22 protein-coding genes and 1 pseudogene are annotated in these 24,181 nt (G+C 61.3%); 13 read left to right on the forward strand and 10 right to left on the reverse strand.

What is annotated here, in order from left to right; translation table 11 throughout:
• Both SX1_RS22795 and SX1_RS25130 read right to left on the reverse strand, forming a co-directional pair.
• A partial coding sequence (locus tag SX1_RS22795) for a hypothetical protein (RefSeq protein ID WP_043145865.1) occupies nt 1-620 on the reverse strand: 620 nt, incomplete at its 3' end.
• Nucleotides 617-1,255, reverse strand: coding sequence for a PGN_0703 family putative restriction endonuclease (locus SX1_RS25130; protein WP_442196397.1), 639 nt, complete (start codon nt 1,253-1,255; stop codon nt 617-619). The genes SX1_RS22795 and SX1_RS25130, both read right to left, overlap by 4 nt.
• Before the next feature lie 23 nt (nt 1,256-1,278).
• On the opposite strand from SX1_RS25130, the gene SX1_RS24620 reads away from it, so the two are divergent.
• Genes SX1_RS24620 through SX1_RS16430 form a run of 3 tightly spaced genes read left to right on the forward strand, consistent with a single transcriptional unit; the run spans nt 1,279 to nt 3,348 of the window.
• On the forward strand, nt 1,279-1,797 hold the full coding sequence (locus SX1_RS24620) for a hypothetical protein (RefSeq protein WP_174302242.1): 519 nt from the start codon (nt 1,279-1,281) through the stop codon (nt 1,795-1,797).
• A 25-nt stretch (nt 1,798-1,822) separates the two neighbouring features.
• Entirely contained in the window at nt 1,823-2,740 is a 918-nt protein-coding gene (locus SX1_RS22800) for a M48 family metallopeptidase (RefSeq protein ID WP_255209782.1), read from the forward strand.
• Nucleotides 2,741-2,745: 5 nt separating this feature from the next.
• Nucleotides 2,746-3,348: a hypothetical protein gene (locus tag SX1_RS16430; RefSeq protein WP_019053866.1), complete on the forward strand. Its 603-nt coding sequence runs from the start codon at nt 2,746-2,748 to the stop codon at nt 3,346-3,348.
• Nucleotides 3,349-3,419: 71 nt separating this feature from the next.
• Here SX1_RS16430 and SX1_RS16435 read toward each other — a convergent pair whose 3' ends face one another.
• Both SX1_RS16435 and SX1_RS16440 read right to left on the reverse strand, forming a co-directional pair.
• Complete coding sequence (locus SX1_RS16435) at nt 3,420-3,638, reverse strand: helix-turn-helix transcriptional regulator (RefSeq protein ID WP_052310918.1); 219 nt, start codon at nt 3,636-3,638, stop codon at nt 3,420-3,422.
• Nucleotides 3,631-4,122: a hypothetical protein gene (locus tag SX1_RS16440; RefSeq protein ID WP_019053868.1), complete on the reverse strand. Its 492-nt coding sequence runs from the start codon at nt 4,120-4,122 to the stop codon at nt 3,631-3,633. The genes SX1_RS16435 and SX1_RS16440 overlap by 8 nt, the downstream gene beginning before the upstream one ends.
• Before the next feature lie 370 nt (nt 4,123-4,492).
• Between SX1_RS16440 and SX1_RS16445 the strand changes: the two genes are divergently transcribed.
• The 10 genes and pseudogenes from SX1_RS16445 to SX1_RS16490 all read left to right on the forward strand — a co-directional run bounded on the left by SX1_RS16445 (nt 4,493) and on the right by SX1_RS16490 (nt 16,513).
• Nucleotides 4,493-4,807 (forward strand): hypothetical protein, encoded by a 315-nt coding sequence (locus SX1_RS16445; RefSeq protein ID WP_019053869.1) that lies wholly within the window; start codon nt 4,493-4,495, stop codon nt 4,805-4,807.
• A gap of 34 nt (nt 4,808-4,841) precedes the next feature.
• A complete protein-coding gene (traL, locus tag SX1_RS16450) occupies nt 4,842-5,129 on the forward strand; it encodes a type IV conjugative transfer system protein TraL (protein WP_019053870.1) in 288 nt (95 codons plus the stop codon).
• Nucleotides 5,130-5,140: 11 nt separating this feature from the next.
• The gene (locus SX1_RS16455) at nt 5,141-5,704 is read left to right on the forward strand and encodes a type IV conjugative transfer system protein TraE (protein ID WP_019053871.1); all 564 of its coding nucleotides are present in this window, start codon (nt 5,141-5,143) and stop codon (nt 5,702-5,704) included.
• 8 nt (nt 5,705-5,712) lie between these two features.
• Entirely contained in the window at nt 5,713-6,525 is an 813-nt protein-coding gene (locus SX1_RS16460; RefSeq protein ID WP_019053872.1) for a type-F conjugative transfer system secretin TraK, read from the forward strand.
• Nucleotides 6,525-7,868, forward strand: coding sequence for a TraB/VirB10 family protein (locus SX1_RS16465; RefSeq protein WP_019053873.1), 1,344 nt, complete (start codon nt 6,525-6,527; stop codon nt 7,866-7,868). Before SX1_RS16460 ends, SX1_RS16465 begins: the two co-directional genes overlap by 1 nt.
• A complete protein-coding gene (locus SX1_RS23535) occupies nt 7,865-8,341 on the forward strand; it encodes a disulfide isomerase DsbC N-terminal domain-containing protein (RefSeq protein ID WP_026149839.1) in 477 nt (158 codons plus the stop codon). The genes SX1_RS16465 and SX1_RS23535 overlap by 4 nt, the downstream gene beginning before the upstream one ends.
• A 115-nt stretch (nt 8,342-8,456) precedes the next feature.
• On the forward strand, nt 8,457-11,573 hold the full coding sequence (gene traU / locus SX1_RS22810; protein WP_081609970.1) for a conjugal transfer pilus assembly protein TraU: 3,117 nt from the start codon (nt 8,457-8,459) through the stop codon (nt 11,571-11,573).
• A gap of 286 nt (nt 11,574-11,859) precedes the next feature.
• Nucleotides 11,860-12,369, forward strand: a pseudogene (locus SX1_RS22815) (conjugal transfer protein TraF); the annotation flags it as partial.
• A complete protein-coding gene (locus SX1_RS16485) occupies nt 12,359-13,795 on the forward strand; it encodes a conjugal transfer protein TraH (protein ID WP_019053876.1) in 1,437 nt (478 codons plus the stop codon). The pseudogene SX1_RS22815 and the gene SX1_RS16485, both read left to right, overlap by 11 nt.
• Nucleotides 13,796-13,810: 15 nt before the next feature.
• On the forward strand, nt 13,811-16,513 hold the full coding sequence (locus SX1_RS16490) for a conjugal transfer protein TraG N-terminal domain-containing protein (protein ID WP_019053877.1): 2,703 nt from the start codon (nt 13,811-13,813) through the stop codon (nt 16,511-16,513).
• A 2-nt stretch (nt 16,514-16,515) separates the two neighbouring features.
• Here SX1_RS16490 and SX1_RS16495 read toward each other — a convergent pair whose 3' ends face one another.
• From SX1_RS16495 to SX1_RS22820, 6 genes are all read right to left on the reverse strand, one after another.
• Nucleotides 16,516-16,722, reverse strand: a complete 207-nt coding sequence (locus SX1_RS16495) for a hypothetical protein (RefSeq protein ID WP_019053878.1) — start codon at nt 16,720-16,722, stop codon at nt 16,516-16,518.
• Between the two features lie 207 nt (nt 16,723-16,929).
• Nucleotides 16,930-18,930 carry a type I restriction enzyme endonuclease domain-containing protein gene (locus SX1_RS16500; protein ID WP_019053879.1) on the reverse strand — a complete coding sequence of 667 codons (2,001 nt, stop codon included), beginning with the start codon at nt 18,928-18,930 and terminating at the stop codon, nt 16,930-16,932.
• The gene (locus tag SX1_RS16505; protein WP_019053880.1) at nt 18,927-20,753 is read right to left on the reverse strand and encodes a DUF262 domain-containing protein; all 1,827 of its coding nucleotides are present in this window, start codon (nt 20,751-20,753) and stop codon (nt 18,927-18,929) included. The genes SX1_RS16500 and SX1_RS16505 overlap by 4 nt, the downstream gene beginning before the upstream one ends.
• Complete coding sequence (locus SX1_RS24870) at nt 20,750-22,117, reverse strand: restriction endonuclease subunit S (protein ID WP_255209781.1); 1,368 nt, start codon at nt 22,115-22,117, stop codon at nt 20,750-20,752. Before SX1_RS24870 ends, SX1_RS16505 begins: the two co-directional genes overlap by 4 nt.
• Nucleotides 22,110-23,972: a class I SAM-dependent DNA methyltransferase gene (locus SX1_RS16515; protein WP_019053882.1), complete on the reverse strand. Its 1,863-nt coding sequence runs from the start codon at nt 23,970-23,972 to the stop codon at nt 22,110-22,112. The genes SX1_RS24870 and SX1_RS16515 overlap by 8 nt, the downstream gene beginning before the upstream one ends.
• The gene (locus SX1_RS22820) at nt 23,965-24,132 is read right to left on the reverse strand and encodes a type II toxin-antitoxin system prevent-host-death family antitoxin (RefSeq protein ID WP_019053883.1); all 168 of its coding nucleotides are present in this window, start codon (nt 24,130-24,132) and stop codon (nt 23,965-23,967) included. Before SX1_RS22820 ends, SX1_RS16515 begins: the two co-directional genes overlap by 8 nt.
• Nucleotides 24,133-24,181 lie beyond the last annotated feature (49 nt).

A 24,181-nucleotide genomic window follows, 5' to 3' on the forward strand; every position in this document is an offset into this window, starting at 1 on the left:
TAGGCGCTCAACAGCGCACGAAAATGAAGATCGTCACTAAAGTCTGAGCTCACGTCATCGATGAGCTTTGCGAGTGAGCCCCATGTCTCGCACACCCGCCCGATTGAACCATAAGCAGGATGGGAGCGTCCGTGCTTGCGGAAATCATCAGGCGCCAGCGTTCCGTGGGTAACGAAGATAAGTGCTTGGGAGAGGTCGGCCCGATCAAAGTCTTGTTCGCACAACCAAGCTCCATAGCGATGGAGCTGATTTTGAATTTCGCCCGAATCCAGTTCCTCCTCATCGACGTGGTGAAAGACCTTGTTTTCGAAAAGGAGCCATGGCTGGCTCGGCTTTTTGCTATCGCCCTTATCCGGCGCCGCAATCGAGATCAGAAGGTCTGGTCTCTGCGAGCCCTGCGTTCCACGGTCGATCGTGACTTGTGTGGCTATCGAAACATCTTCGAAGACGTTTGCAATGCTTTCGGCACTCTGGCCCGTCAGCCGGGAAAAAAAGGCGGCAAACACGGGCTTTGGAAGGGCGCGTAATATCGCCGCGACGCATTCTGTCAGCCAATCCTCGAGATTGTTCTTCTTCTCTCTCTGGCGATACCTATAGAGATCAGTGAAAAGCTCGCTCACCCGTCAGCTCCGTCGTTTGCCGAACTCGAGTAGAGTGCCGGATAGCGGGCTGCCAACCATGCTGACCAGGTAACCTCTGGCCAATTGCTCAAACAGCTGAAAGCCGAGTTAGTATCGAGACAGATAAACCGATCCCTGAAAGATGGATCGATTAGGTTGGCAAACGCCTCGAAGACATCGTGCCCAAAACGCGCAAGCTCGCCCCTCGCCAGCTTGAGGGCCGAATTCCCTGTCGGCGAAATATGCAGCAAAGCGACCCGATCATACTCGCTCAGCGGGTCGGTCTCTGCGTGGTAGGCCGTCATCTGTTGTCGGAGAAGTTGGTACCACGGGTCGAGAAAGAAATCTGCCAGCCTCACATCCAGATCGGCCCGGATCGGGCCATGTGGGCGCTGCCAGATATTGTGGTATCGCGAGATCCTAGTGGCATCTCCTGACATGGACTTGGGATCGCGCTTGGCAGGATACCTCTCGGTATATTTCCACTCGATGAGAAGCAGGTGTAGCTGCCCGCCGATGCGATAAGGGAGTCCGATTGATGCCGGAGAACTGGGCGGCGAATTTGCACCCGGATTATCGGCAACGGATTGTCGATAGCTTATCTTATTCGGATGAGCATACGCAGTCCATCGGATGGCATAAGGAACGTCTCCGTGAGGTGGATACCAAGATCCGGGCCATCACGGACAGCAACCAGCAGTACCTGGCCCATGCCGACGTCAGCCGGGCAATTGCCAGCGTTCCCGGCAGCGCCTCGGTTGCCCTGGCCCACCCACTGTTCGACGCCAATCTGATCCCGGCCTCGCTAAGAGCTTATCTCCCCACCTCGTTTTCCATGCTCACGGACCCGGCTGTCCGCAGCCGCTACAACGAGAATTTCGTGGTTCACGAGATGCAGAAGTTCGACGGTTTCTTCTCGAACCTGGGCGGCTTCTCACTCTCCCAGGAGCAGCGCGAGGCCTGTACGCACTACCAGAAGCTGATCGGCGTGTGCATCAAGCATATCAGGGCCAGTCAGCTCACCCTCGAGATGCTGCTCGAGCGCGCCAAATCCCTGCATGACAAGCCCCGTGCACAATACTTCGCGCGGGCCGTCTGGCTGATCACGCAAGCCTACTCGCGGAAACTCGACGAGGCCAAACGGATCGATTTCGATTCCATGAGCCGTCGGCACTGATCGTTGCGATGCAACGCGTGTCTACATTCTTCGAGAGCCCACGTTCAACGCGACCATGTCGCCGAATGGAACGATGCGCGTTTTTAGCGGCTTGCTGTTGCGGGTGCGTAGCGAAGCGGAATTGGCAGCCGTGCTAGGCCATGAGTTTGGCCATTTCGAAAAGCGGCATTCTCTCATGCAGTTCAAGGCAGCGAGAGGTGGTAGCGATTTGCTGGCCTGGAGTGCGTTGCTCGCCAGCATGTCCCCCAGTTACAATACCCAGAGAGCTTACCAAGATCTGCAAATATCAGTCTACGGCAGCTTCTTTCGCTTTGGCCGGGATCAGGAACGCGAAGCTGACCTGCTCGGGCTAGGGTATCTCAATGCTAGCGATCTGCGCCCGCAAGCTGCAGCCCAAGTCTGGCAGAATCTGATGGGTGAGATCGAGGCCTCGACAACAGCCCGAGGCATCCGGAAGCCAGACTTCAAGGCAATTGCATTCACGGCGTCGCACCCTCCTCAGGGAGAGCGGGCCGAATACCTCGCTGAGCTAGCCGATCCGTCTGCCAAAGACCGTGATGATGGAGTGGACCGCTACCGCGCAGCCATGGCAACCTGGCTCCCGATTTTTCTGCAGGACCAGATCAAGCTCAATGATTTCGGTGGCAGCGATTACCTCATCAATCGTCTGGCTGAGAACGGGTGGACCGCAGATCTATGGTTTGCACGAGGCGAGCTCTATCGCACCCGCGGCAATCAGCGCGATCTGGTGAACGCGGTGCAATTCTATCGCAGCGCGATCGGTCTCAACCCTGCATTTGCAGAGGCACATCGCGGACTGGGGTTGTCGCTTATCAAAACTGGCGAACGTGCAGCCGGCCAAGCAGCGCTTCGCACATATCTGGAGATCAAGCCCGGCGCAGATGATGCGGGCATGATCCGACTGATGGTTCCGGGGGAGTAATTTCAGTGAAGAAGACGGGCAACATTCGAGCAGCGGTGATATCCACTGCAGCCATCCTTCTCCTTGCCTCTCCGGCTGCCGCTCACAAACTGCGCGTTAGCGGCGAAGCGGTTGCGGTCGCTGACTCCGGGGTCACGGTAACACCTGGCAGAGACTGGAATCGTCTGGACGCCAAGGCGGGCAAGAATACCGAGACCTGGACACTGGACGGGGAGCAACTCAACGACGTTACATTCTTCGGCGGGATCGAAGCTGGCAAACCGCTGGTGAAAGAGCGCGACAGGAAGCGCGATCCGTTGCCCAAGTTTACGAGCTCGACCCTGCTCATCGAGATCCCAGAGTTATTGGAAGGGACCTACCGCACTCACAAGCAGATCGGCGCTTTCAGACTGCTGACCACGGAGCCAGCAAAGTTCCTGGGCCAGGACGGCGTGTCATTCACGTATGAATATGTGGATGCCGATTTGCTCACGCGGAGAGGTGATGCTCGGGCCGCGATCATCGCTGGCAAGCTGTACATGATCACGTTTGACGCACCGCGTCTTCATTATTTTGACCGTAGCATTTCGGATTTTCGGGCGTTGGTGAGTTCGGCCAAACTACGCTGAGCCCCCTGCAAATCCGGCATTCTGCTGCCCGACGAACACCGGATTTGCACTTTTATGAAAGTGCTAGCCCCTCAGTTGGTGCCCTTGTCGCCGATCCACGCGTCAATGTCCTCCTGCGCCCAAGCAACTGCGTAGCCGCCGAGTTGGACCGGCTTGGGAAATTTCCCTTCGGCCATCCAGCGATAGATCGTCGACCGGCCCAGCCCGACACGGTGCTGGACTTCCTTGAAGCGGATGAGGCGCGTCACGCGTTTCGGCTCTGCTGGCGGCGGCATAGCACTTTCAGTCATGACGACCTCCAACGGTCGCCGCGAAGATATCCCCCAGCAGGGCATCCTTGCGCTCGAGTTCGTCGATATGATCAGCGAGGAGCCGGGCCACCCGGTGCGCGGTTCCCTTGGCCCAACGAGGCTTCACGTCGTGCACCTGGTTGCCCAAAACGCGCTCGAGAGCGGCGGGCAATTCGCAGATGAGTTCCTCGAAGAACCTGGCGATGTCGGTCTGAAGCCAGCGGGTCGCCTGGTCTCCGCCAGCTCCGAGGAACAACAGAATGTGAGCGTGCGGGGCCATCCCGGAGGACGCCAGAATCCGCAGCGCTTCTCCCACGCTGGGGCTGCGCTCCCCGATCAGCGTTCGGCGCAGCGCATCCTTATGAATGTCGGCCTCGCGCGCAATTTCGCAGCGGTTGCGCCCGCTCCGTTCAACAGCGGTGTGCAGCAGGTGCGCGAGCTCCTGCCGGGTTTGGGTTTCACCAAGTACGCCCATGTCGATCATAGCTGTTTCTCCTCTGGCTGAAATGATCGACTCGTTGGCTAAGCGAAGAGGAAGGGTGTAGGAAAATGAAAAGAACATAAAAGGAACTTAGAGGAAGGGCCGAATCACTCCGCTTTGGCGATTCGCGCAGAAATCCGATTCCGATGCGCAAATTCCGGCAAGCCCCGCGCGGGATCCGGCCCAATTGGCGCTCTGGCCGTTCGACATTGCGCAAGGTCGGCCCGACGGGTCTTTCAAGTCGCTTTTTGCTTGGTCGCGCTGCCGCAAGAGCAGGTCTCGGTTTCCTACAGGGTCATTGAGGGATCACGAAGAACAGACAGCGAACGGCGAGGCCGCTTGCTGTTTGACCAACCTTCGAAAGGTCCTGCCCATGAATACCCCTGTTCAGTTTGCCCGCCGTTCCCGGCTCAAGGACTATATCCTGCCCGCTCTCGTGGCGCTCGCCGGTGCCGGTGCGGCTTATGCCGGCGCTGACACCACCTTCGATCCGGCCCTCACCAAATTCACTGATTTCCTCGAAGGCTCGGGCGGCAAGATTCTGACCGTCCTTAGCCTTGCAGGTGGCTTGGTCGGTCTTGCCTCTGGGCGATTCTCACTTGGCCAGATCGCTGTCCCTGTGGGCGTCGGCATCGGCGTCGGCACCGGCGTGCCGATCGTCACCTCGGTCGTGACCGCGGTCATCTGAACAGCGGATCCGGTCACGGCGGGAGGGCGGCATAATGGCTGACAAGTACCTCGTACCCCAACGGCTCGACGATCCGGAGCTCATCGGCTTCTGGACCATCGACGAGTTCGCGGGGCTGCTGATCCCCTTTGCCTGGGGGATCCTGGCGCAGCACATCTTCATCGGGATCGCTCTCGCCTTTGCGGCCTGGTTCGTCTTGCGGAAGGCGAAATCCGGAAACGCGGGCTCGGCGCTGGTGCATGCTGCCTACTGGTACCTGCCTGGGGGCTTCCTCGGGCTCAAGGCCACGCCGCCCTCCCACTGCCGTCTCCTGGCCGGCTGAGGGAGGACGCCATGCGCGCTGAATTCGCCTACGAAGAGGCCCAGAAATACCTGCGCCAGCGCAATCGCCTGGCGGTGGCAGCCGGGGTGCTTGGGCTTGCGAGCCTGCTTGGGCTTGGTGCTGCTGCCACACGGGACCGCGAGGTTGTCCTCGTGCCCGTGACGAGCGAGCGGTTGTCGCTCACCAGTGCGGGGCCGGACGCCCATTACCTCGAACTCGTCACCCGCGACACCGCGCTGATGCTGCTCAATCGCAGCCCGCAGGGCCTCGATTACTGGATGGGTGAGATCCTGAAGCTCGCCGATCCGGCGGCTCACGGGCAACTCAAGGGCGAGCTCGTCAAGATCGTCGAGGAGCAGCGCGGCTCCGACATCAGCCAGGCTTTCGTCATCCGCCGAATGGATGTCGACCCAGGCAGCCTCACTTCGACCGTCACCGGCACGCTCAAGACCTTCGTCGGCGCGCAGGTGATCGCCAGCAATGATCGCAGCTTCCGGCTGAGCTGGAGCAGGCGGGGCCTTTCCCTCGCGCTCACCGGCTTCGAGCAGCTGCCCGACCCCAGCCAGAAGGATTGAAAACGGCCATGAGTGCTCTCACACCTTATGCTTCAACGGCGCTTGGCGCCGGTATCGCCTGCCTCAGCCTTGGCGCGACGCGGCGTATCGATACGGGCTGGAAAGCCTTCGGGCTCGCCTTTTGCGCTCTCGCGTTCAGCGCAGCCCCTGCTCGTGCTGACCAATTTGTCGAGGCAGCCGACAATGCCAAGATCGACTGCACGCTCTCGCGCGGCGAGCTGACCCGCATTGCGCTCATCGACGATGGCTTTGCCAACGTTTCGAAGATCGCGAGCGCCTATCCCTACAACGATTTCACGATCACCCATGAGCCGGTTCGCGGCGACATCTACATCTCGGTGCCGCCGCAATTTGCCTCGGACCGGGTGAGCTTCTTTGCCACGAGCAAGGCCGGGTTCGTCTACAAGTTCGCCTGCCGGACGGTTGCCCAGGAGGCGAGCCAAGTTTTCGTCACCAATCCGGCGCTCAAGGTCCGTGATGCCGAAGAATGGGAACGGGAAACCGGTCCAAACGATGCGGCCATCCGGCTGATCGAGGCCATGGCGGGCGACGCGGTACTGCCAGGCTTTGTCGGGCGAACCGAGCTCGGTTTGCCGCGCAAGACCGGCACCATCGAGGTCCAGCTGGTCGCAGAATACACCGGCGCCGAGCTGACCGGTCAACGCTTCCGTCTGCGCAATCTCGGCAAGGTGCCGCTCGAGCTCGGCAAGGATCGCGAAGGCCCCGCTGGCGCCATCGCCTTTGCCTACGGCCGGGACATCCTCGCCCCCAGCGAGGTGACCAGCACCTTCCTCGTCTTCCGCAAGGGAGGGCTGGAATGATGGCAAACGCAGACGAGCCGGCCAACGATCCGGTTCCCCAGACCTCTGAAACGGCTGATGCCAGCGCCACTCCGGAAAGCCGGCGTGAGGTTGGCAGGCGCAATCTGAACCACCAGATTGCGCAACGGCAGAAGGCCTTGCTCGCAGGCGTCGGCGCTATTGCGCTGATCGGCGGGGCAGCCTTCCTGTTCAGCGGCGACGACGACAAGAGCGCGGGCGCCTCCGGCGATACGGTGAGCATCGACACGGGCGGGCTGGTCAATCGCAACCTTTCCGAACGCGAGTTCGTCGCGACCTACGGCAACCGGGCCGATGCCCAGGACCGGGAGATCAAGGCGCTCAAGGAAGGCCAGGTTTCGCGGCCGGAGCTCGAGCAGCAGCTCGCAAGCCTCAAGGCCGAGAACAGCCAGATGCGGACCGACGGCCAGACCGCGATCGACGCCATCTCGGCCGAGAATGCCGCCTTGAAGGCGCAGCTCGATCAGACCGCGCGTGCCTCGGCAGCCGCGGCGGCGCCGCCCCCGGCCTACGGTCCCGGCGTGGCCCCTGGCGCAGCGCCTGTCCCTGGCCGGACGACAGCGAGCGGTCCGCTGCCCGAGGAGGGCAAGGTCAGCCTGATGAGCTTCGAGACCGGCGCTGCCGGTCCCAAGAAGCCCGCCGCCGACAATGCAGCGCCGCCCCTCGTGTTGCAGGACAGCCGGGATTACCTGCCGCCCAACAGCTATGCGCCGGCGCGCGTGATCGTCGGCGTTGATGCCTCGACCGGCGTTGCCAGCCAGACCGATCCATTGCCTGTGGTACTCAGGATTACCGGGCCAGCGCGTTCGGTCATGCGGGGCGGCAAGGTGCTGACGACCGATCTCACCGGCTGCCTCGTCAATGGCGCAGCGCGCGGCGACCTCAGCAGCGAGAAGGTCTACGTGAAGCTTGCCCGCATGACCTGCGCGCAGCCTGGCGGCCGCTATGCTGTGAGCGAGGTCAAGGGCTTCATCAGCTTTGCCGGCAAGTCGGGGGTGCGCGGCCGCGTCGTCAGCCGCGAGGGCAGCCTCGTGGGCCAGGCCCTGCTTGCCGGGATCGTCGGCGGCTTTGGTCGGGGCTTTTCCGCCAACGCCAATGGCGTCTTCACAGGCCAGATCGGCGCTGACGGCAAGCGCCAGGCGCTCTCCCCCACCGACATTGTCGCGGGCGGCTTTGGCCAGGGCGCGGGCGAAGCTGCCGACACGGTGAGCAAGTACCTCATCGAACGCGCCGAACAATACCAACCCGTCGTCGAGATGCCGACCGGCATCGAGGTCGAGATCGTCTTCCTCGACGGCGTTCATGTCAGGAGCAATACGAAATGAATTACTCGGAATTTCAGCCGGGACTAAAGGCGCGCGCCGCGACTGCGGCCCTCGCTGTCACCACAGCCTTCACCGTGATCAGCCTCGGCCTCGCCGCGGTCACCGCTGAGCCGGCACGGGCCCAGGGCCTGGCCAGCACCGTGCGCGCAGCGCTCATGGCCCGCTTGCCCAAGACGCCGATCACCGGCCTGTCCTGTGAAGGCTTCGGCGGGCTGTGCGAAGTGGTCTCGGGCAACACGCTGTTCTACGTTGATGAGACCGCCCGATATCTCATGGTCGGCCGCCTCTATGACATGGAGAAGTGCCGCTGCCGGAACCGGCCGACGCGCACTTCCAGGATCCGGCAAGCCGCCGCGAGGTTGCGCGGGCGCTTGCCCGGGCCGTCGCCGCGGCACGCGAGCCGCAGGGCGAAGCGCCGCCGCCCGCCACAGACACCACCGACCACACCAACTCCGCCTTGCCGGACGTGCTGACTGCCCCCTTGCAGCACGCGCCGGCCGGGGGACCCGGGACTGCCCCCCTCCCGCCCCGGGTCCCCCACCTCATTGCAGGACAAGGGGAGCCTGCTCCCCTGGAAGGAAACACACCGTGAGCCTCTCCCTTGCCAAAGCCCGCGATGCCCTGATGGGCGCACTGTTTGCCGATACAGCTGCGGCTGAGAAGCCGCGGGCACGCTTCGGCCTCGACATGCTGTCCGATTGGCTCCCGTATCGGGTCTTCGACGAGAGCGCGGGTCTCTATCGCAACGCCCGCTCGAAGGGTTTCATCCTCGAGGTGACCCCGTTGATCGGCGCCGACGAGCGCACCGGAGAAATCCTGGGACAGTTCTTCTCTGAAGGACTGCCCCAGGGGGCCTGCCTGCAGGTGCTCAATTTCGCGAGCCCGCGGATCGGGCAGATCGTCTCCCCGTGGTTTGCGCCGCGCTATGAACAGGGCGGGATCTACGAGGCGATCGCCCGGGAGCGGCTTGCCCGGTTCTATGATCTGGTCTGGGAAAGCGGCTCGGCCTTCGCCCCTTTCCATGTGCGGAGCAGCCGCCTGATCGTCTCGCTCGGTGTCCCGGAAAACACGAATGTCACCGATGCCGAGCTTGCCGAATGCCGCGATACGTTCGATGTTCGCCACTTTGCCGTGCGCTCGTTTCCTGAGCGCTGGGCACCGTGGGAGTGCGCGCGGTTGATCGGTGACATGTTCGCCGACAAGCTGCGCTTTCCCTGTCCGACCGCCACCATGCTGTGTCTCGTCTATCCGGACCAGGAGGCAGCCTCGGCGCGCGCGGGCTATAAATTCATGCGCACGACGAGCCTCAGCCAGACCAAGAGCGCGCGCTTCCTCCCCAAGCTTGCCGACCAGTCGGCCGAGTGGCGCCACGTCCAGAACGAGCTCCAGGCCGGAAAGAAGCTGGTGAAGCTATTCTATGGCCTCACCAGCTATTCGCCGCTGGGCTCGGGCGATGCCCATGAGCGCGTGATCAAGGCGATCTTCAAGGCGGCGGGCTGGGACCTCACCGATGAGCGCTTCCTCCAGCTCCAGGGTCTGGTCGCCGCGTTCCCCTTGAGCCTCGCCGATGGGTTGGCGGACGACATGCTGCGTCTGAAGCGCATGCGCACGATGCTGTCGACGACCGCCGCCAATATCGCGCCGATGCAGGGCGAGTACCTAGGCCGCACGGTTCCCCACCTCCTGCTGGTTGGCCGGCGGGGGCAGCCGTTCTGGTGGTCGCCGTTCGAGAACGGGGCTGGCAACCACAACATCGCGATTTGCGGCAAGTCCGGCTCGGGCAAGTCGGTCCTGCTTCAGGAGCTGTGTGCGGCCCTGCGCGGTGCGGGTGCCAAAGTCGTGGTCATCGACGATGGCCGTTCTTTCGAACACTCAGTCAAGCTTCAGGGCGGGCGCTTCGTCGAGTTCACGCTTGCTGCGGGCTTTTCGCTCAATCCCTTCTCCATGGTCGATGATGCCCGGGCTGAGGCCGACGAGGATTACCGTCTCGACTGCTTTGCCATGATCAAGGCGATCATCGGGCAGATGGCGCGTCATGACGACAAGCCCAGCGACACCGAGCGCGGCCTGATCGACCGGGCGGTCACCACGGTCTGGAACACGCTCGGGAGCGGCGGCTGCATCGACGACATTGCGGCAGCGCTCGAAGCTGGCGGCGGCGAGCTTGGGGCAAACCTGGCGACCGCGATCGCGCCCTATTGCCGGGGCGGCAGCTATGGCGGGTTCTTCTCAGGGCAGGCCAGCTTCGCGCTCGATGACGATTTCACCGTTTTCGAGATGAGTGACCTTGCGAGCCGTGAGGAGCTCAGAAGCGTCGTTCTTTCGGCGATCATGTTCATGACCGGCCAGGCCATGACGCGGACCTCGCGAGCGACCCGCAAGCTGCTGCTGATCGACGAGGCCTGGTCGATGCTGAAGGGCGGCTCGATGGGCGAGTTCGTCGAGACCTATGCCCGCACGGCGCGCAAGTACGGGGGCGCGCTCGCAACCGCGACCCAGTCCCTGAATGACTATTACAAGTCGGACGGCGCGCGCGCCGCGCTTGAGAACAGCGACTGGATGCTGATCTTGCAGCAGAAGGCCGAGACAATCTCGGACTTCCGGCAGAGCGCGCGGCTCGACATGGACGACCGGACCGAGACGTTGATCCGTTCGCTGAAGCGCTCAGGTGCGGAATACTCCGAGATCTTCATCAAGGGTCCGGAGACCGAAGCGATCGGGCGCCTCGTGCTCGATCCGCTTTCGGCGACGATCTTCTCGTCCGATCCGGGCACCTATGCCGCGATCCAGGCACTCGAAGCGAACCCGATCACGGATATCTGCTGGTCGTGCCTGTTTCCGATTTCGGTCGGCGGGCTGAAGATCTGGCCCTCCAACCGGCCCGATCCTGACAACCCTGATCTGCCGCTCTGCCTCTGCGGGCTGCGGCCAGGGATTGCCATGGGCTTCTGGGAGCCGGTCCGGCTTGCCGACGTCAGCATGAAGCCGTGGTGCTTCGTTAATCTGGGCGGAATGAAGCTCGATCCCGGGTTCGATATCGGCTTCCGCTCGATCAAGGGCCCGTCAGCGGTGGGCGGAGCCAGCCAGAATTACTCGAGCTGGCATGTCCACTGGTACGCTTACCCCTTGATCTACTGGATGGAGATCGTTGCCGATTTCCTGTGCCTTGAGTCCGGTTCGATCGACATCCTCTACATTTCCGAGATCGATCCGCTTTGGCAGGACAGCGAGCTCACCGCGATCATCAACCCCGAGGCGGTGCTGTTCGCCAATCCGCTGGCACTGGCTGCCTGCGCTGCCGATTGCGTCTCGGCCACGGTCAACCTGCCGGTCGACGAGATGTTCTGGTGCGCTGGCTGCCAGGGCTCGATGTACCCGATGAACGGCAACGTCTCGGCGTCGATTGGCCATGTCCAGGCCTCGCGGCTTGTCCTGTCCCGCTTTGCCTACAAGCTCCACCGCGAGCTCGTTGCCTGGGGCACGATGGGCGGCAAGGGGCTTTGCGGCAAGTACCTGATGCCGGTGATGCGCAAGCAACAATACCGGTTCCAGGCCACCAACCCGAACCCGGCGACCAAGGGGCGTTACGCGTGCCCGCCGATCGGGGCCTCCACCACCTTTCAATCAGCCGGACAGGTCATCCCCGCGATCGGTGAAGACATGGGATATCTCGTCTGGCGCAAGCGGAACTGCTGCGCGCTATGAACCGGAAACTTCTCCTGATCCCGCTCGCTGCGGGCATTTCTCTCGCAGGCCTGGCGCTCGCGCAGAGCGCACCTGAAGGTATCGACCTCGAGGCTATCCGTGCCCGCTCGGCCGAGCATACCAAGGATGTTGATGCCCTTGCGAGCACGGTCCGCTCCCGAGCGCAGGCCGTGCAAGACGAGGCATTGCAGAGCCAGAATGCCGCACAGGCCGCGGCCACGCGGTTTGCCGAGACTGTCCCGGCCTCGGCCAAAGGTCCAGAGGTCTTTGACTTCGACGCGATGGTATCCGCTTCCAGCGCGAGCAACTCGACCGGGCCTCGCTTTTCTCCGATGTCTGGCAGCGGGCGATCTGGCAGGATCCGGGGCTCGACTACACGCTGGAGCGCCCGGTCGGAGCGGTCGCCAAGCGGCAATGGCAGGATGCCCGGGCGGCCGAGCGCGATAGCGTCATGGCCCATCTCGGGGATCGCTACGGGCTGTTCTATTTCTTCGCCCAGACCTGCGGGGCCTGCGAGGTGATGAGCCCGATCGTCAAGGCGGTCGCCGATCGCTGGCAGCTCACGGTGAGAGCAATTTCTACCGACGGCGGCCCTTCGCGTCATTTTCCGAATTACACGGTCGAGAGCGGGCAGCGCCCACGCATGGGCCTTGAGCCCAAGATCACGCCAGCCCTGGTGCTGTGGGACAGCGAAGCGGCGCGCGCGATCCCGATCGGATACGGCGTCCTGTCGGCCGACGAGCTGCAGGACCGCATCTTTCTCCTGACCTCGAAGGAAGCCGGTCATGATTTCTAAGCTGCGCACGGCGGCGCTTGCTCTTGCCGCCACGAGTCTCGTTGTAACCCCGCTCCAGGCCAATGTCGGCGACAGCATGGACCGCTTCATGAACGACATGGGCGGAGCCGCGAATGTCACCGGTCCGAGCGCCTTCCAGGGCCAGTCGGCGGGCTACTATAGCCTCGGCAATGTCTGGACGCGCTTCCCGCAAAAGACGACCAACATCGCCAATCTCCAGCTGCCCCGGGCCCGGGCCGGCTGCGGCGGCATCGACATTTTTGCCGGCAGCTTCAGCTTCATCAACGCGAGCGAGATTGTCGCGCTGCTGAAGGCAGTCGCCAACAACGCCGTTGGCTTTGCCTTCAGCCTGGCGATCGACACGGTCTGCCCCGAGTGCTCGAAGATCATGCAGGAGTTCGCGCAGAAGGCGCAGCTCATGAACAACCTGTCGATCAACAGCTGCGAAATGGCCCAGGGGCTGGTCGGCGGGATCTGGCCCAAGGGTGACCTTGCCGACAAGGCGATCTGCGAGGCGATTGGCAACAGCGAGGGTATTTTCACCGATTACGCGGCGGCCAAGCATGGCTGTGGGACGCGCGGTCAAAGGAGCTCGACCAACTCCGGGGCCGGGGCAAACTATGCCGATGTGAACCCGGCGGTGGCGCGCAACTACACTTGGCACGTCCTCAAGAAGTCGGCCTTCTTCTCGCCCAATGGCACGTTCGACCGCGATCTTGCGGAATATGCGATGACGCTGATCGGCACGGTGATCTACGTGCCGCCGAAGGACGACGAGCCGGGCAAGTTCGTGCCATTTGCAGGCGATGCATCCTCAACGCTGGTGACCGCGCTGCTTGATGGCACGCAGGGCCAGACGGTCCGGGTCTTTGCCTGCGACGAGCCGGACCAGTGCCTCAATCCGACGTTTAGGGACATGAGCCTCAATTCAGCCAAGGCTATCCGGCCCAGGGTGGCCGCGCTCATCGGCAGCATGGTGGCTGCGATCCGCTCGGATACGGCGATTGGTGATGCCGAGAAGGAGCTGCTCCAGGTTGCCTCGGTCCCGCTCTACAAGATTCTGACGGTCCAGGCCGCCTACGGTCGGGGCATGGCAACCGATGACCGCGACACGCTCGCCGAGATCACCAGCATCGACCTGCTCTACGCGGTGCTCGACCGGATCGTGTCGGAGGCAGGCCGCTCGATGGCGAGCTTCATCGCCGCGGACGAAGCCAAGCTCGCGATCTGGCGCGCGCAGGTTGCCGAAGTGCGCTCGAGCCTCGCGCAACGTCAGGCAACGGGCCAAGCCAAGGTCTCGGCCATCATGCAGATCATCGAGAAGACAGCGATGATCGAGAACATGCTGGCGGCCTCGATGTCCCCCTCGATGGCTGCATCGCTCGACTGGTCGCGTGCGCTCCAGTCCCGTTCCATCGTCCCTTAAAAGGCGAGACTATCCATGATCGAGATCTTCACGGTCGGCGGCGGCGAGTACATCGTCAATGTCCTGAATGCCGTCGCTAGCTGGACGGGTGCCGGCGGCTACAAAAGCCTGATCCAGGTGACCATGGTCATGGGCCTGGCGCTTGCGGTCATCGTGCTCGCCTTCAACCAGGACTGGCGGGCTTGGCTCAACTGGTTCCTTGGTGCGACGCTCATCTATATGTGCCTGATGGTGCCGCGCATGGACGTCCATGTGACCGACCGGGTCAACCCGAGCCTTGCCCCCGCAAATGTCGCGAACGTGCCCTTGGGCCTTGCGCTCATGGCCAGCTTCACAAGCCAGGTTGGCGACTATCTCACGCGCTCAGCCGAGCTGGTCTTTGGCCTGCCGGACGACCTCAACTATTCGAAGAACGGCATGATCTATGGCGCGCGGCTCATGGAGGCAACGCGCTCCCTGCGCATCTCGGACCCCGAGTTTGCCGCCAATCTCGACGAGCACATCCGGCAATGCGTGTTCTATGATCTGCTGCTCGGCCGCTATTCGATGAAGCAGCTGGCAGAGAGCGACGATATCTGGACGACAATCGCACCCGGCAGCGCGGCGCGGGCGCAGAAGTTTGTGACCCGGCAGGCCGACGACAGCGTAACGGCGTCGATCGTCACCTGCCGTGATGCCTATACCAGCCTTTCGAACCAGTGGGCGGGGCTCGTCGACTCCATGGCGCTCAGCGCCGGGCGGCAGCTCTATCCGCGCCAGACGGCGGCGCTCGCCAAGACCAAGCTGCTCGCGGACCTACCGGTGGCCTACCAATATCTCTCGGGGGTCTCGAAGAACGCGAGCGACATCTTCCGCCAGGTCCTGACGATCAACGCAATGAACCAAGCGATGCACGGGTTTGCGGGCGCGAGCGGGACCTCGAGCGTCGATGTCTTCGCCCAGACCCGTGCCGACATCCAGACCGAGCGGACCTATGCTTCGATCGCCGAGAACGCGATGAAGTGGGTCCCCATCCTCAACGTCGTGCTGACGGTCGTGTTCTACGCGATGTTCCCGGTGATCTTTCCGCTGTTCCTGATGCCCAAGACCGGGCCGATTGCGCTGCGCGGCTATGTGACCGGGTTCTTCTACCTGGCGGCCTGGGGCCCGCTCTTCGTGATCCTGCACATGATCTTGATGTTCAAGGGCGCAAGCGATGTGGCGGCGGCCGGGAGCGGCACTGGCCTGTCGCTTGCGACCTTTGCGGGCATGACCGACGTGAACCGCGATATCGGGCTTTTGGCTGGCTATCTCGTCGCCTCGGTCCCGTTCCTTGCTGGCGGCATCGCCAAGGGCGCGCTCGCGATCTCCGGCCAGGCGACCTCCTACCTCAACCCGTCGCAGAACGCGGCAGAGGAAGCCGCGCGCGAGGCCAGCACCGGCAATGTCTCACTCGGCAACAGCAACCTCGACAATTCGACGGTGTTCTCGCGCCAGTTCGCCCAGGGCGCTCTCAATCCGAGTATTTCCTATGGGGCGCCGCAGACGCGCGGGTTCAGCGATGTGGGCACCCAGACGACGAGCTTCGGCGGGGCGGAATTCGCGACAGTGCCGAATTCGCAGTACCCGTTCACGCCCACGCTGGGGCAGGATTTCACGACCAGGCTCTCGACGATGGCGAGCCAGAGCCGGGGGCAGAGCGAGACCTTTTCGAACCTTGCCCAGCAATCGACCAGCTCAGCTGTCACCCGGTTCAGCGAGATCCGTAATGCCTACAGCCAAGGCCGCTCCTCGGAGACGGTCAGCGGCACAGGCAGCAATGACAGCATCGGGACGGCCTTCAGCGAGATCGACAACGCCTCTACCACCCTGCAGCGCCAGTTCGGCCTGTCGCGCCGGGCTGCCGACGACATCACCGTGTCGTGGTTCCTCAATGGTGAAGCGTCTCTTGGTTTGAAAGGTGAAGCGGGCGTCGGAAGTGCATCTATTGGTGGTAAGGGAGGCCGGAATCAAAGTTGGACCGACAGCGACGTCGGGATTGCGTCTGAAGATCGTAACCGGATCACCGGGGCGTTGCAGCAGCTCTCGGACACGCGGAACTGGTCGAGCACGCGCGAAGGATTCCTGCGCCAAACGAGCTCGAGTTCGAGTTCGCAGGTCTCGACCAGCGCCGCAGGTCTCAGCCGCTCTTTGACCGAAGCACAGACCTACACTGTCGAAGCACGCCGCGCCGAAGAACTGGCAAGCCGGCTCGAGAACCAGTCCTCCTGGTACGAAGGCGCGAATGCTGCCGGTTCGCTCAATCTCAGCCAGGCCTATCGGGAATGGGGCATCGCAGAGCTTGAATCGAACCGCGACTATTACGGCCCAGTCCGGTTCGACGACATCAATTTCCAGACGAGCGCACAGGGGCAACAGCTCCAGGCACGGTTCGTGGAGAGCTACGCCGACCGACTGCATGATGACATTGAGGGGCAATTGACGCTGCCCGAGTTCGCGCCGGTCAGCCGTCCTGCCGTTACGAGCCAAGGCAGCGTCCGCGCGCGTGGACCCAGTGGCGGCGGTGGATTGGGCAGTCTTGGTCCTGCTCCTGACACCTCAGGGATCAGCGAAGAAGTCCGTGCGGCACAGGCGCGGGGCCGCGGGCGGATTGATCAATCGAGAGGCGGTCTAAACGCGATTACCCGGGGAGCCAAAGGGGCAAGCGAGGAGGCCGCCGACGAGGTGAAGGAATGGTAGGATCAGAGGATCAGATCGTTGATGACAACGAACGTGGCAAAAGCAGATAGGCCGACGAAGATTGTGATCAACTTGATACGCCCCCAAGGGTCGGCCCAGGTCTTCTTCCACGTATACGCAGTCAGGCGATTTTCTGTGATCGCCCGATCAAGCTCTTTGAGGCCCTTCCAGTTCTCGGTCGCAGCAGGGTCGTCAGATGATTTCAACATGAGGCACCTACTCAGTTGGCGTGTGCTCCAAAATCGCTGCAATATCGCCGATTTTCAAGCTTTTCGCAGTGGTTCTGACACACAAACTTTCGATCTCCAAGTGCATAGAGACCACTGAAGTCCCCAGATCGAAGCCATATGCCTAGCGCCTACCATGCTACATACGGGATTGCTCTCGAACAAAGGAGGAGGTCTTCGTTGATTGGGTTATGGAGCTACCTCTCGCAATAGCACTTCTGCTTGCGCCAGCACCGTTTGCACTGCCTCATCGGCGAGGTCAGGCGGATATCCGAACCGCTTAAGGATGCGCTTCACCAGAACCCGCATCCGGGCACGGGCACTTTCGCGATGGTGCCAGTCGACAGTCACATTTTGACGCAGCTGTTCGAGTAGTTCGTGGGCGATCAGCCGCAGCTGTTCGCTGCCCATGGCTTCGACCGCGCTCTCGTTTTCGGCCAGCGCATCATAGAATGCTAACTCTTCTGGCGTGAGGCCTTGGTCATCGCCGCGTTGCTGAGCTACCTTCAGATCCTTCGCCAGAGCGATCAGCTCGTTGATCATCTCAACCGCTGACAGAGCGCCGGCATGATAGCGGGCCACTGCGTCTTCCAGCCGCCTGGAGAAAGACCGGCTCTCGACGACATTGGTCCGGGTACGGCTAGAGATTTCGCCAGCCAGCAGTTTCTTCAGGGCTTCGAGGGCAAGATTCTTTTTCTCCATGCCCTGAATTTCGAGAAGGAACTCCTCGGACAGGATGGAGATGTCCGGGGAATCGATCCCCGCCACCTTGAGGATGTCGACAATTTCGGCCGAGGCAACGGCGCGGTCGATCAGCTGCCGGACCGCCAGCGTCTTGTCAGCTTGGCTGAGCTTGCCGGTTGCGGTGCTCTTGGCAATTGCAGCCCGGACTGCTTGGAAGAACCCGATCTCGTCGCGGATCTCGCGGGCCTCGTCACTGGCGGAGGCCAATGCATAGGCCTTGGTCAGCTCAAGTACGAGATCAAGATAGCGCCGGTGGGCCTTCTTCTTATCCTCCGGCGATTGGGCCTTGCTGGCTTCAGCCTCGGCCCATTTGAGAACCCAGTCGATGGCGCTGGCAAGGCAGGCCAGGCGTTGCAGGTCTTCGCGGCTCTCGGCCTGCTCGGGATTCTGTCTGAGCAGATCCTTGCAGAGGCTAAAGGTTGAAGCGAGCTGGTCGTCCAGATCGTTACGGTCTGTCAGCACAACAATCGTGGGATTCTCAAGCTGCGGTGACTTGACCGCCAGACCGGCAAAGAACGCCATCAGGAAGCTCTTGCCCGAGCCTTGCGTGTGCCAGATGACACCGATCTTGCGGTCGCCGTCCGGCCCGCTCGCATCGACGGCCTCGCGGATGGCTTTGCGGGCGCCATGGAACTGGTGATAGCCAGCAACGATCTTGAATGGTCCTGCGCCTGCATCGCCAAACACGATGAAATCCCGGATCAGGGCCAGGATGTTCTCACGGGTAAAAACACCACGCAGCAGAGTTTCCAGTTCGGGCTGGCCGCGATGGGCAAAATCCTCGCCCGTCACAGTGCGCCAGGGCATGAAGCGTTCCTGATCAGCTGTTATTGAGCCAATCCGGGCCTCGATGCCGTCAGACGTCACCAGCACGGCGTTGGTGCGGAACAGGGTGGGGATCTGGGCAAGATAGGTCTGCAGCTGATGAAAGGCGTCAACAATGGTGGCGTTCTCTGCCGCCGCGTTTTTCAGTTCGAGCACCGCCAGCGGCAAGCCATTGACGAACAGGATCACATCGGGCCGACGATTCTGGCCTCCCTCCACGACGGTGAACTGGTTGACCGCAAGCCAGTCGTTGGCCTCGACCTTATCGAGATCGAGCAGCCAGACCTTGTCGCCGACAATGCGCCCGTCCGAATTGCGATATTCCACCGGGACGCCATCGGTCAGCAAACGATGGATGCGGCGGTTTTCCTCAACCAGCGAACCTGTCTCGCTCGTGAGAAGCCGGCGGATGGCTTCCAATCGCGCCGCTTCGGGCAGCGTCGGGTTGAGATCAGCCACAGCCTTTTCCAGGCGTGGCAGCAGAAGGACATCGGAAAATGCCTGCCGTTCAGCGGCAATGCCATCGGGCGCGATGACTGCGCCGTGTAAATAATTCCACCCCAGATTCTCCAGGATCTGGATGCTGGCCCGTTCGACCACATCCTCTGAGAAGCTGGTCATGCAGGGACGACCTCTTCAACCACAGGGACATCCCATACACGGCATGCAAGCCTGGTCAGGAAGAGCTGGCGCGCTTCGACATCCGCGACAGTCCATTTGGGCCAGCAATCGAGCGCTTGCACGGTTTTGGTAATCTGGTCAGCCACGCCGACAAGCTGCGCATCCGTGTCAGCTTGGCACCGGGTCAAGAGGAACTTTGACTGGGCGTAGCTTTTGATTTTCTCGGAATATTGGGTGTTCGAAATGGACCGATTGATCGACTTTTCGATCAGCAGCAGGTTGCCGAGGCTCTGAATTACCGCCTCATCCTGAGCATGCTCGCCAAATTCAGCAATCGCGGCCGCATCCGCCCCTGCAGCCATGATGTGCTCGATATCGTTGCCCCCTGCCGTATAGTCGGCCAACCGGTCGCGTGACTCGCTTGGACCGTAGGCTTGGAGGTCCACCGCCTGGGTGATCTTTGCGAGCAAATAACGAAGACGGAATTGGCGCAGCCAGGTCGACTTCATTTCCTTCATCGTTCTGGCGAATTGCGGTGCGAGGTCTGCTCGCTCCTTGACGAAGGTCTCGGCGATAAAAGCGTCGAACTCATCTGGCTTGATGTGGCGAAGCTTGTGAGCGGCATCAACGATCTTGCGCTCGTATTCCTTGGCAGAAACCCATGTCACCAACCATACGAACATGGTCTTTTCGACCTCTGCAGCCAGTCGAGTGAATTGGGGCGCAGGAAGATGTCGCCCCGCCAGCAGTAGCATGAAATGTTGTTTGATCGATTGGCCGCCGAGCAAGCGCGTGTTCTCGATCCCAGGCTCTGGCTGACCGAGAACGTTTTTTCCGCGTGAGAAATTGGCATAAGCCCTTGCGGCTTCGCGCAGTCGCTTGGCGAAGGCCAAGGGCTCAGTCGTGTGGCCCGTCAGCTTCGGATTCTTCTGGAACCAGTCGTAAATTGCGTCTTCGCGTAATTTGCTGTCGAGATCGAACGTGGCCAAGAGATAGTAACGCAGGAATCGCAGCGGCTTTTCATTGACCGCGTAGATCTCGTCGGTCAGCGCTTTCCATACACTCTTGAGTTCGGTGAACTCCTGCCCCTTGGCATGCATGAACAGCAGGTTTTTGAGCAGATCCATCGCGTCGAGCCCGACTCCGCGATCGTTGATCGTCTCAAAGATTTTAAGGGCTTTGGCTATGGTCGGTGTTTCGATCCTGATCACCTTCACCTTGTTGGTGAGGTAGCCGTAGAAGCGCAGCAGCTGCGCCTTATCTTCGCCGAACGTAGTCGACAGGAATTCACGCACGGTGTCATAGGCACCGCCCAAATTGCGGATCGAGCGTGAACCATCACGCGGTGTCTCCGCTGCCTTTCCCTCCGCATACCCTTGCAGCACGCCGCCTGCATCTTCGTACTGGACGTCGAGCCGTAATCTATATGTGGTCAATCCTTGCCAATCGATCGTGCTGGCTGCGATCTGGTTGCCCAACTCTTCAGGTACGGCGGCGCCGATATCCGTCAGCGCATCGCGGATCGCACACAAGGTAAGATAAGCGGTGGTTGTGCGTTGTTGCCCGTCGATCAGCTCGAAAACCTGATCTTCGCCCTTGCAAACCACGATCGTGCCGATGAAATATTCAGGGGCGAAGTGCTTGGTCGCCGCCTCAAACTCAATATGGATGTCTGACAGGAACTGATCGACTTGATCCCCGCCTTCTCCCTTGGCGTCGGCTTCGCCCCAGACGTACTCACGCTGATAATCAGGCACGCGATAGAAGTCCTGAAACAGGCGCTTCAACGTCATGTCCTGGGAAACGATACTCTGCTCGGTCATGCGGCAATCTCCAGCGCGGCATCGCCCACGCGCACTTCGCCGGACATCAGGCGAGGCAGCAGGTAGTCGCGGGTTTCGGCGAGGGTACGATTTTCAGCTGCGGCGCTGACGATACGGGCGAACATCGGCTCGGCGATCTCGCCAAAGGCCCGGATCAAGCTGCATTCGCCTGGAACTGCAGAGGTGATCGGTCGGAAGTTCTTCTTGCTGATTTCCTGAAAGGTCGAGCCGTTTGCGTTGGCGAGGACCGCTTCCATATTGGCCTTGCACCAGAGGTAGAGATACGCGCTGCCGAAGTCCTTGGTGGGCTTTAGGGCAATGAAACCCTGATTGATCGCTACTGGCGCCTGGGCGATTGCGAGATAACCGATCGGCGCGCGAGACGAGAGCAGGACCGTCCCGACAGGCAACAGACCAGACGTGATCTTAGCTAGACCTGCAGCACTGATCCGTCGCCCCGTTTCAAACAGGGCGAGATCGGACATGCTGGACAGGTCTTTTGGCGTCGCCCACCGATGCTCAGCGGGTTGCCAGAGACTTTCATCCGCCGTGCTGGGCGTTGAGCCTCCGGCGATGTCCACCAACTCGCCAATGGGTCTCTCACTCCACCCCACCGGCAAGTCATCGTCATCAAGCGCAGCCGGGAAAAGCGCCGCCAACTCCGCCGCGCGGTTGGGTCCGAGGGTCAGGCCACCCATGATCGCGACCGGATCTGTCACACCCGCCATCTTGCGGCGGACAGGACCGAAATCGATGAACCAGTCGCGGAAGATGGCCTGCGCTATCGCTTCCAGCGTTTCGTTCATCCGTCGGTTAAGTCCGATCTTGTCGTCCAGCGCTGTCAGCGTGCTGGCTACGTCTCGTTGGTAGTCCATGTCGCCCGGAAGATCGAGAATATGGCTGGCTGCAAACTGGGTATATTGAAACCGTGCGACGCCGGTATGCTGGATATGATAAGGGAAAATCGCACCAGATTTGTATTCCGCTTGCAGCTTCCAAAAAAGATAGGCTGAATCGACAGCATCTGACTTTGTACGCAAAAATCGAGCAAAGCTTGCGGGAATAAGCGGATCAGTTGCCGCTTCAATTATTGCTTCACTTATGAGAACCGTTCGACCGGTTGGTTGATCTTTTGTGCCGCCCGCAGTTTCGATGAGCAAATCCCCCGCCTTTAGCGCCTTACGTTCGGCTATGTCTTTGCGGATGTAGCGGATCGGGAGTGTAGACAAGTCACCGAACCTAACGCGCTCAAAGTCGGTGCCTCTAACAACCTGCATTCGAACATAACCAGCACAAGGTGCGCTTTCTCCCCATTCGCCGTCCCTTGTAAACTCCAACAGGTTGGAAAGCGTGAGCTCAGGCATTCGAACCCACTCCAGCGAACTTGGCTTTAATCAGTTTCTCCAGCGCTAGGCCCGCGTCGAATTGCTCCGCCAGCTTTGCCCGAAGCGCACCGAACCGCTCCTCGAACGAAACCCCGTCATCCGCCACGTCGGCAGCACCGACATAGCGCCCAGGCGTCAGAACGTGGCCATTGCCGCGCACCTCATCCAATGTCGCTGAACGGCAGAAGCCCGGCTCATCGGCATAAGGCTCCAGACCGGCAGCCACTACCGCATCTGGCTTGCCCCGCCAGCAATGGTATGTATCCGCGATCAGCGCGATGTCCTCGCCGGAGAATTCCCGCCGGGTGCGGTCCACCAGATGGCCCAGCTTGCGCGCATCGATGAACAGAATTTCACCGCGCCTGTCACGCAAGCCATTGGCGCTTTTGTCCCGCGCCAGGAACCACAGGCAGGCCGGGATCTGGGTGGAGTAGAATAGCTGCCCCGGCAGGGCGACCATGCAATCGACATGGTCTGCCTCGATCAAGGCCTTGCGGATCTCGCCTTCGCCCGATTGCTGTGATGACATCGAGCCATTGGCCAGCACCACGCCCGCCGTGCCGCGCGGGGCCAAGTGGTGGATGATATGCTGCAACCACGCGAAATTAGCATTACCCTGCGGCGGCGTTCCGTGGGTCCAGCGTGCGTCGCTTTCCAACTGCGGCTGCCACCAGTCGGAAATGTTGAACGGCGGGTTGGCCATGATGAAGTCGAACTTCGTCTGGGCGAACTCGTCGCGCAGGAAGCTGCCTTCATTGTTCCAGCGAATGTCGGCGTCGATCCCGCGCACCGCCAGGTTCATGCGACACAGGCGCCAAGTGGTGTGGTTGCGCTCCTGCCCATAGATGGCGATGTCAGACCGGCGGCCTTGATGGCTCTCTATGAACCGTTCGGACTGCACGAACATGCCGCCTGATCCACAGCACGGGTCATAAACACGACCCTGAGTCGGCTCGAGCATCTCGACAATGGTCTGCACGACCGAACGGGGCGTGTAGAACTCGCCGCCTCGCCGGCCTTCCGCGCCTGCGAACTGCGAGATGAAATACTCATAGGCCCGGCCCAGCCGGTCGCGTGCCTGCCCATGATCGCCGCGCATATCGACGTTTGAGAACAGGTCGATCAGCTCGCCCAGCATGGTCTTGTCGAGCTGGGGGCGCGAATAGTTCTTGGGCAGAACATCTTTCAGGACCTTGATGTTGGCCTGCTCGATCGCCTCCATCGCGTTGTCTATCAGGCCGCCAATGTCGCCCTTCTTTTCGCGACCGGTGGTTACATCAACGAAAGTGATTTCCGGCCGCTTGGCATTGGCCTGGAGGTGCGCCCAGCGTGCTTCGGGCGGGACCCAGAATACGTTGGCAGCGAGATACTCTTCCGGGTCTTCCGGATCGGCATAATCTTCAGCCTCCAGCCGGGCATGCTGTGCCTCGAAGGCTTCGGAGATGTATTTGAGAAAGATCAGCCCCAGCGCGACATGCTTGTATTCCGAAGGCTCGAGATTGCCGCGCAGCTTGTCTGCAGCCTTGAACAGGTCCGCCTCGAAACCAAGGTCGCCGCCAGTGTTGCCGTTTGCCTTGGCAGCTTTTGCCTTTGTCGGCTTGGGCGCGGATGCTTGGCGTTCCTGAACTTCAACAGTCCCACCGGATGCCAGCAGGACGGAGCCACCACGGCCACGGCCGGTCAGGATTGCGCCAGACTCAACCAGCGCATTCTTTACGGCAGCATAGGCTTCCTCCTCCCACTGAAGGGTTTCGCGCAGACGCACATTGCCGGCAGATCCGCCAAGATGCGTCAACGCATCCAGAAACCGCTCTTTGCCTACTTGATCAACCATTCTGCCCCGCTTCAATCGCCTTCAGGCGTTCGTATTCTTCAACTGCCAACACCACGACGACCGCCCGTCCATGCTTCTCGACTGTAACCGGCTCCGCGCGTGCTATGTCGATTAGTCGCCCAAAGTTATACTTCGCATCCTTGGCAGCTAGTATTTGCATTGTTCAACGACCCCGAGCCCGAGGGTTCACTTTTGGCCAAAATAGCCAG

Origin of the sequence: Sphingobium xenophagum NBRC 107872, assembly GCF_000367345.1 — a bacterium.
GTDB classification, from domain to species: domain Bacteria; phylum Pseudomonadota; class Alphaproteobacteria; order Sphingomonadales; family Sphingomonadaceae; genus Sphingobium; species Sphingobium xenophagum.

Bases quoted from the DNA above. Each gene is read 5' to 3' on its own strand.
- SX1_RS16435 (WP_052310918.1), bottom strand. From the start codon at position 3,638: ATGACTGAAAGTGCTATGCCGCCGCCAGCAGAGCCGAAACGCGTGACG.
- SX1_RS16490 (WP_019053877.1), top strand. From the start codon at position 13,811: ATGATCGAGATCTTCACGGTCGGCGGCGGCGAGTACATCGTCAATGTC.
- SX1_RS23535 (WP_026149839.1), top strand. From the start codon at position 7,865: ATGAATTACTCGGAATTTCAGCCGGGACTAAAGGCGCGCGCCGCGACT.
- SX1_RS16515 (WP_019053882.1), bottom strand. From the start codon at position 23,972: ATGGTTGATCAAGTAGGCAAAGAGCGGTTTCTGGATGCGTTGACGCAT.
- SX1_RS16455 (WP_019053871.1), top strand. From the start codon at position 5,141: ATGCGCGCTGAATTCGCCTACGAAGAGGCCCAGAAATACCTGCGCCAG.
- SX1_RS16460 (WP_019053872.1), top strand. From the start codon at position 5,713: ATGAGTGCTCTCACACCTTATGCTTCAACGGCGCTTGGCGCCGGTATC.
- SX1_RS16485 (WP_019053876.1), top strand. From the start codon at position 12,359: ATGATTTCTAAGCTGCGCACGGCGGCGCTTGCTCTTGCCGCCACGAGT.
- SX1_RS16440 (WP_019053868.1), bottom strand. From the start codon at position 4,122: ATGATCGACATGGGCGTACTTGGTGAAACCCAAACCCGGCAGGAGCTC.
- SX1_RS22820 (WP_019053883.1), bottom strand. From the start codon at position 24,132: ATGCAAATACTAGCTGCCAAGGATGCGAAGTATAACTTTGGGCGACTA.
- SX1_RS16500 (WP_019053879.1), bottom strand. From the start codon at position 18,930: ATGACCAGCTTCTCAGAGGATGTGGTCGAACGGGCCAGCATCCAGATC.
- SX1_RS16445 (WP_019053869.1), top strand. From the start codon at position 4,493: ATGAATACCCCTGTTCAGTTTGCCCGCCGTTCCCGGCTCAAGGACTAT.
- SX1_RS16505 (WP_019053880.1), bottom strand. From the start codon at position 20,753: ATGACCGAGCAGAGTATCGTTTCCCAGGACATGACGTTGAAGCGCCTG.
- traL (WP_019053870.1), top strand. From the start codon at position 4,842: ATGGCTGACAAGTACCTCGTACCCCAACGGCTCGACGATCCGGAGCTC.
- SX1_RS24870 (WP_255209781.1), bottom strand. From the start codon at position 22,117: ATGCCTGAGCTCACGCTTTCCAACCTGTTGGAGTTTACAAGGGACGGC.
- SX1_RS16465 (WP_019053873.1), top strand. From the start codon at position 6,525: ATGGCAAACGCAGACGAGCCGGCCAACGATCCGGTTCCCCAGACCTCT.
- SX1_RS16495 (WP_019053878.1), bottom strand. From the start codon at position 16,722: ATGTTGAAATCATCTGACGACCCTGCTGCGACCGAGAACTGGAAGGGC.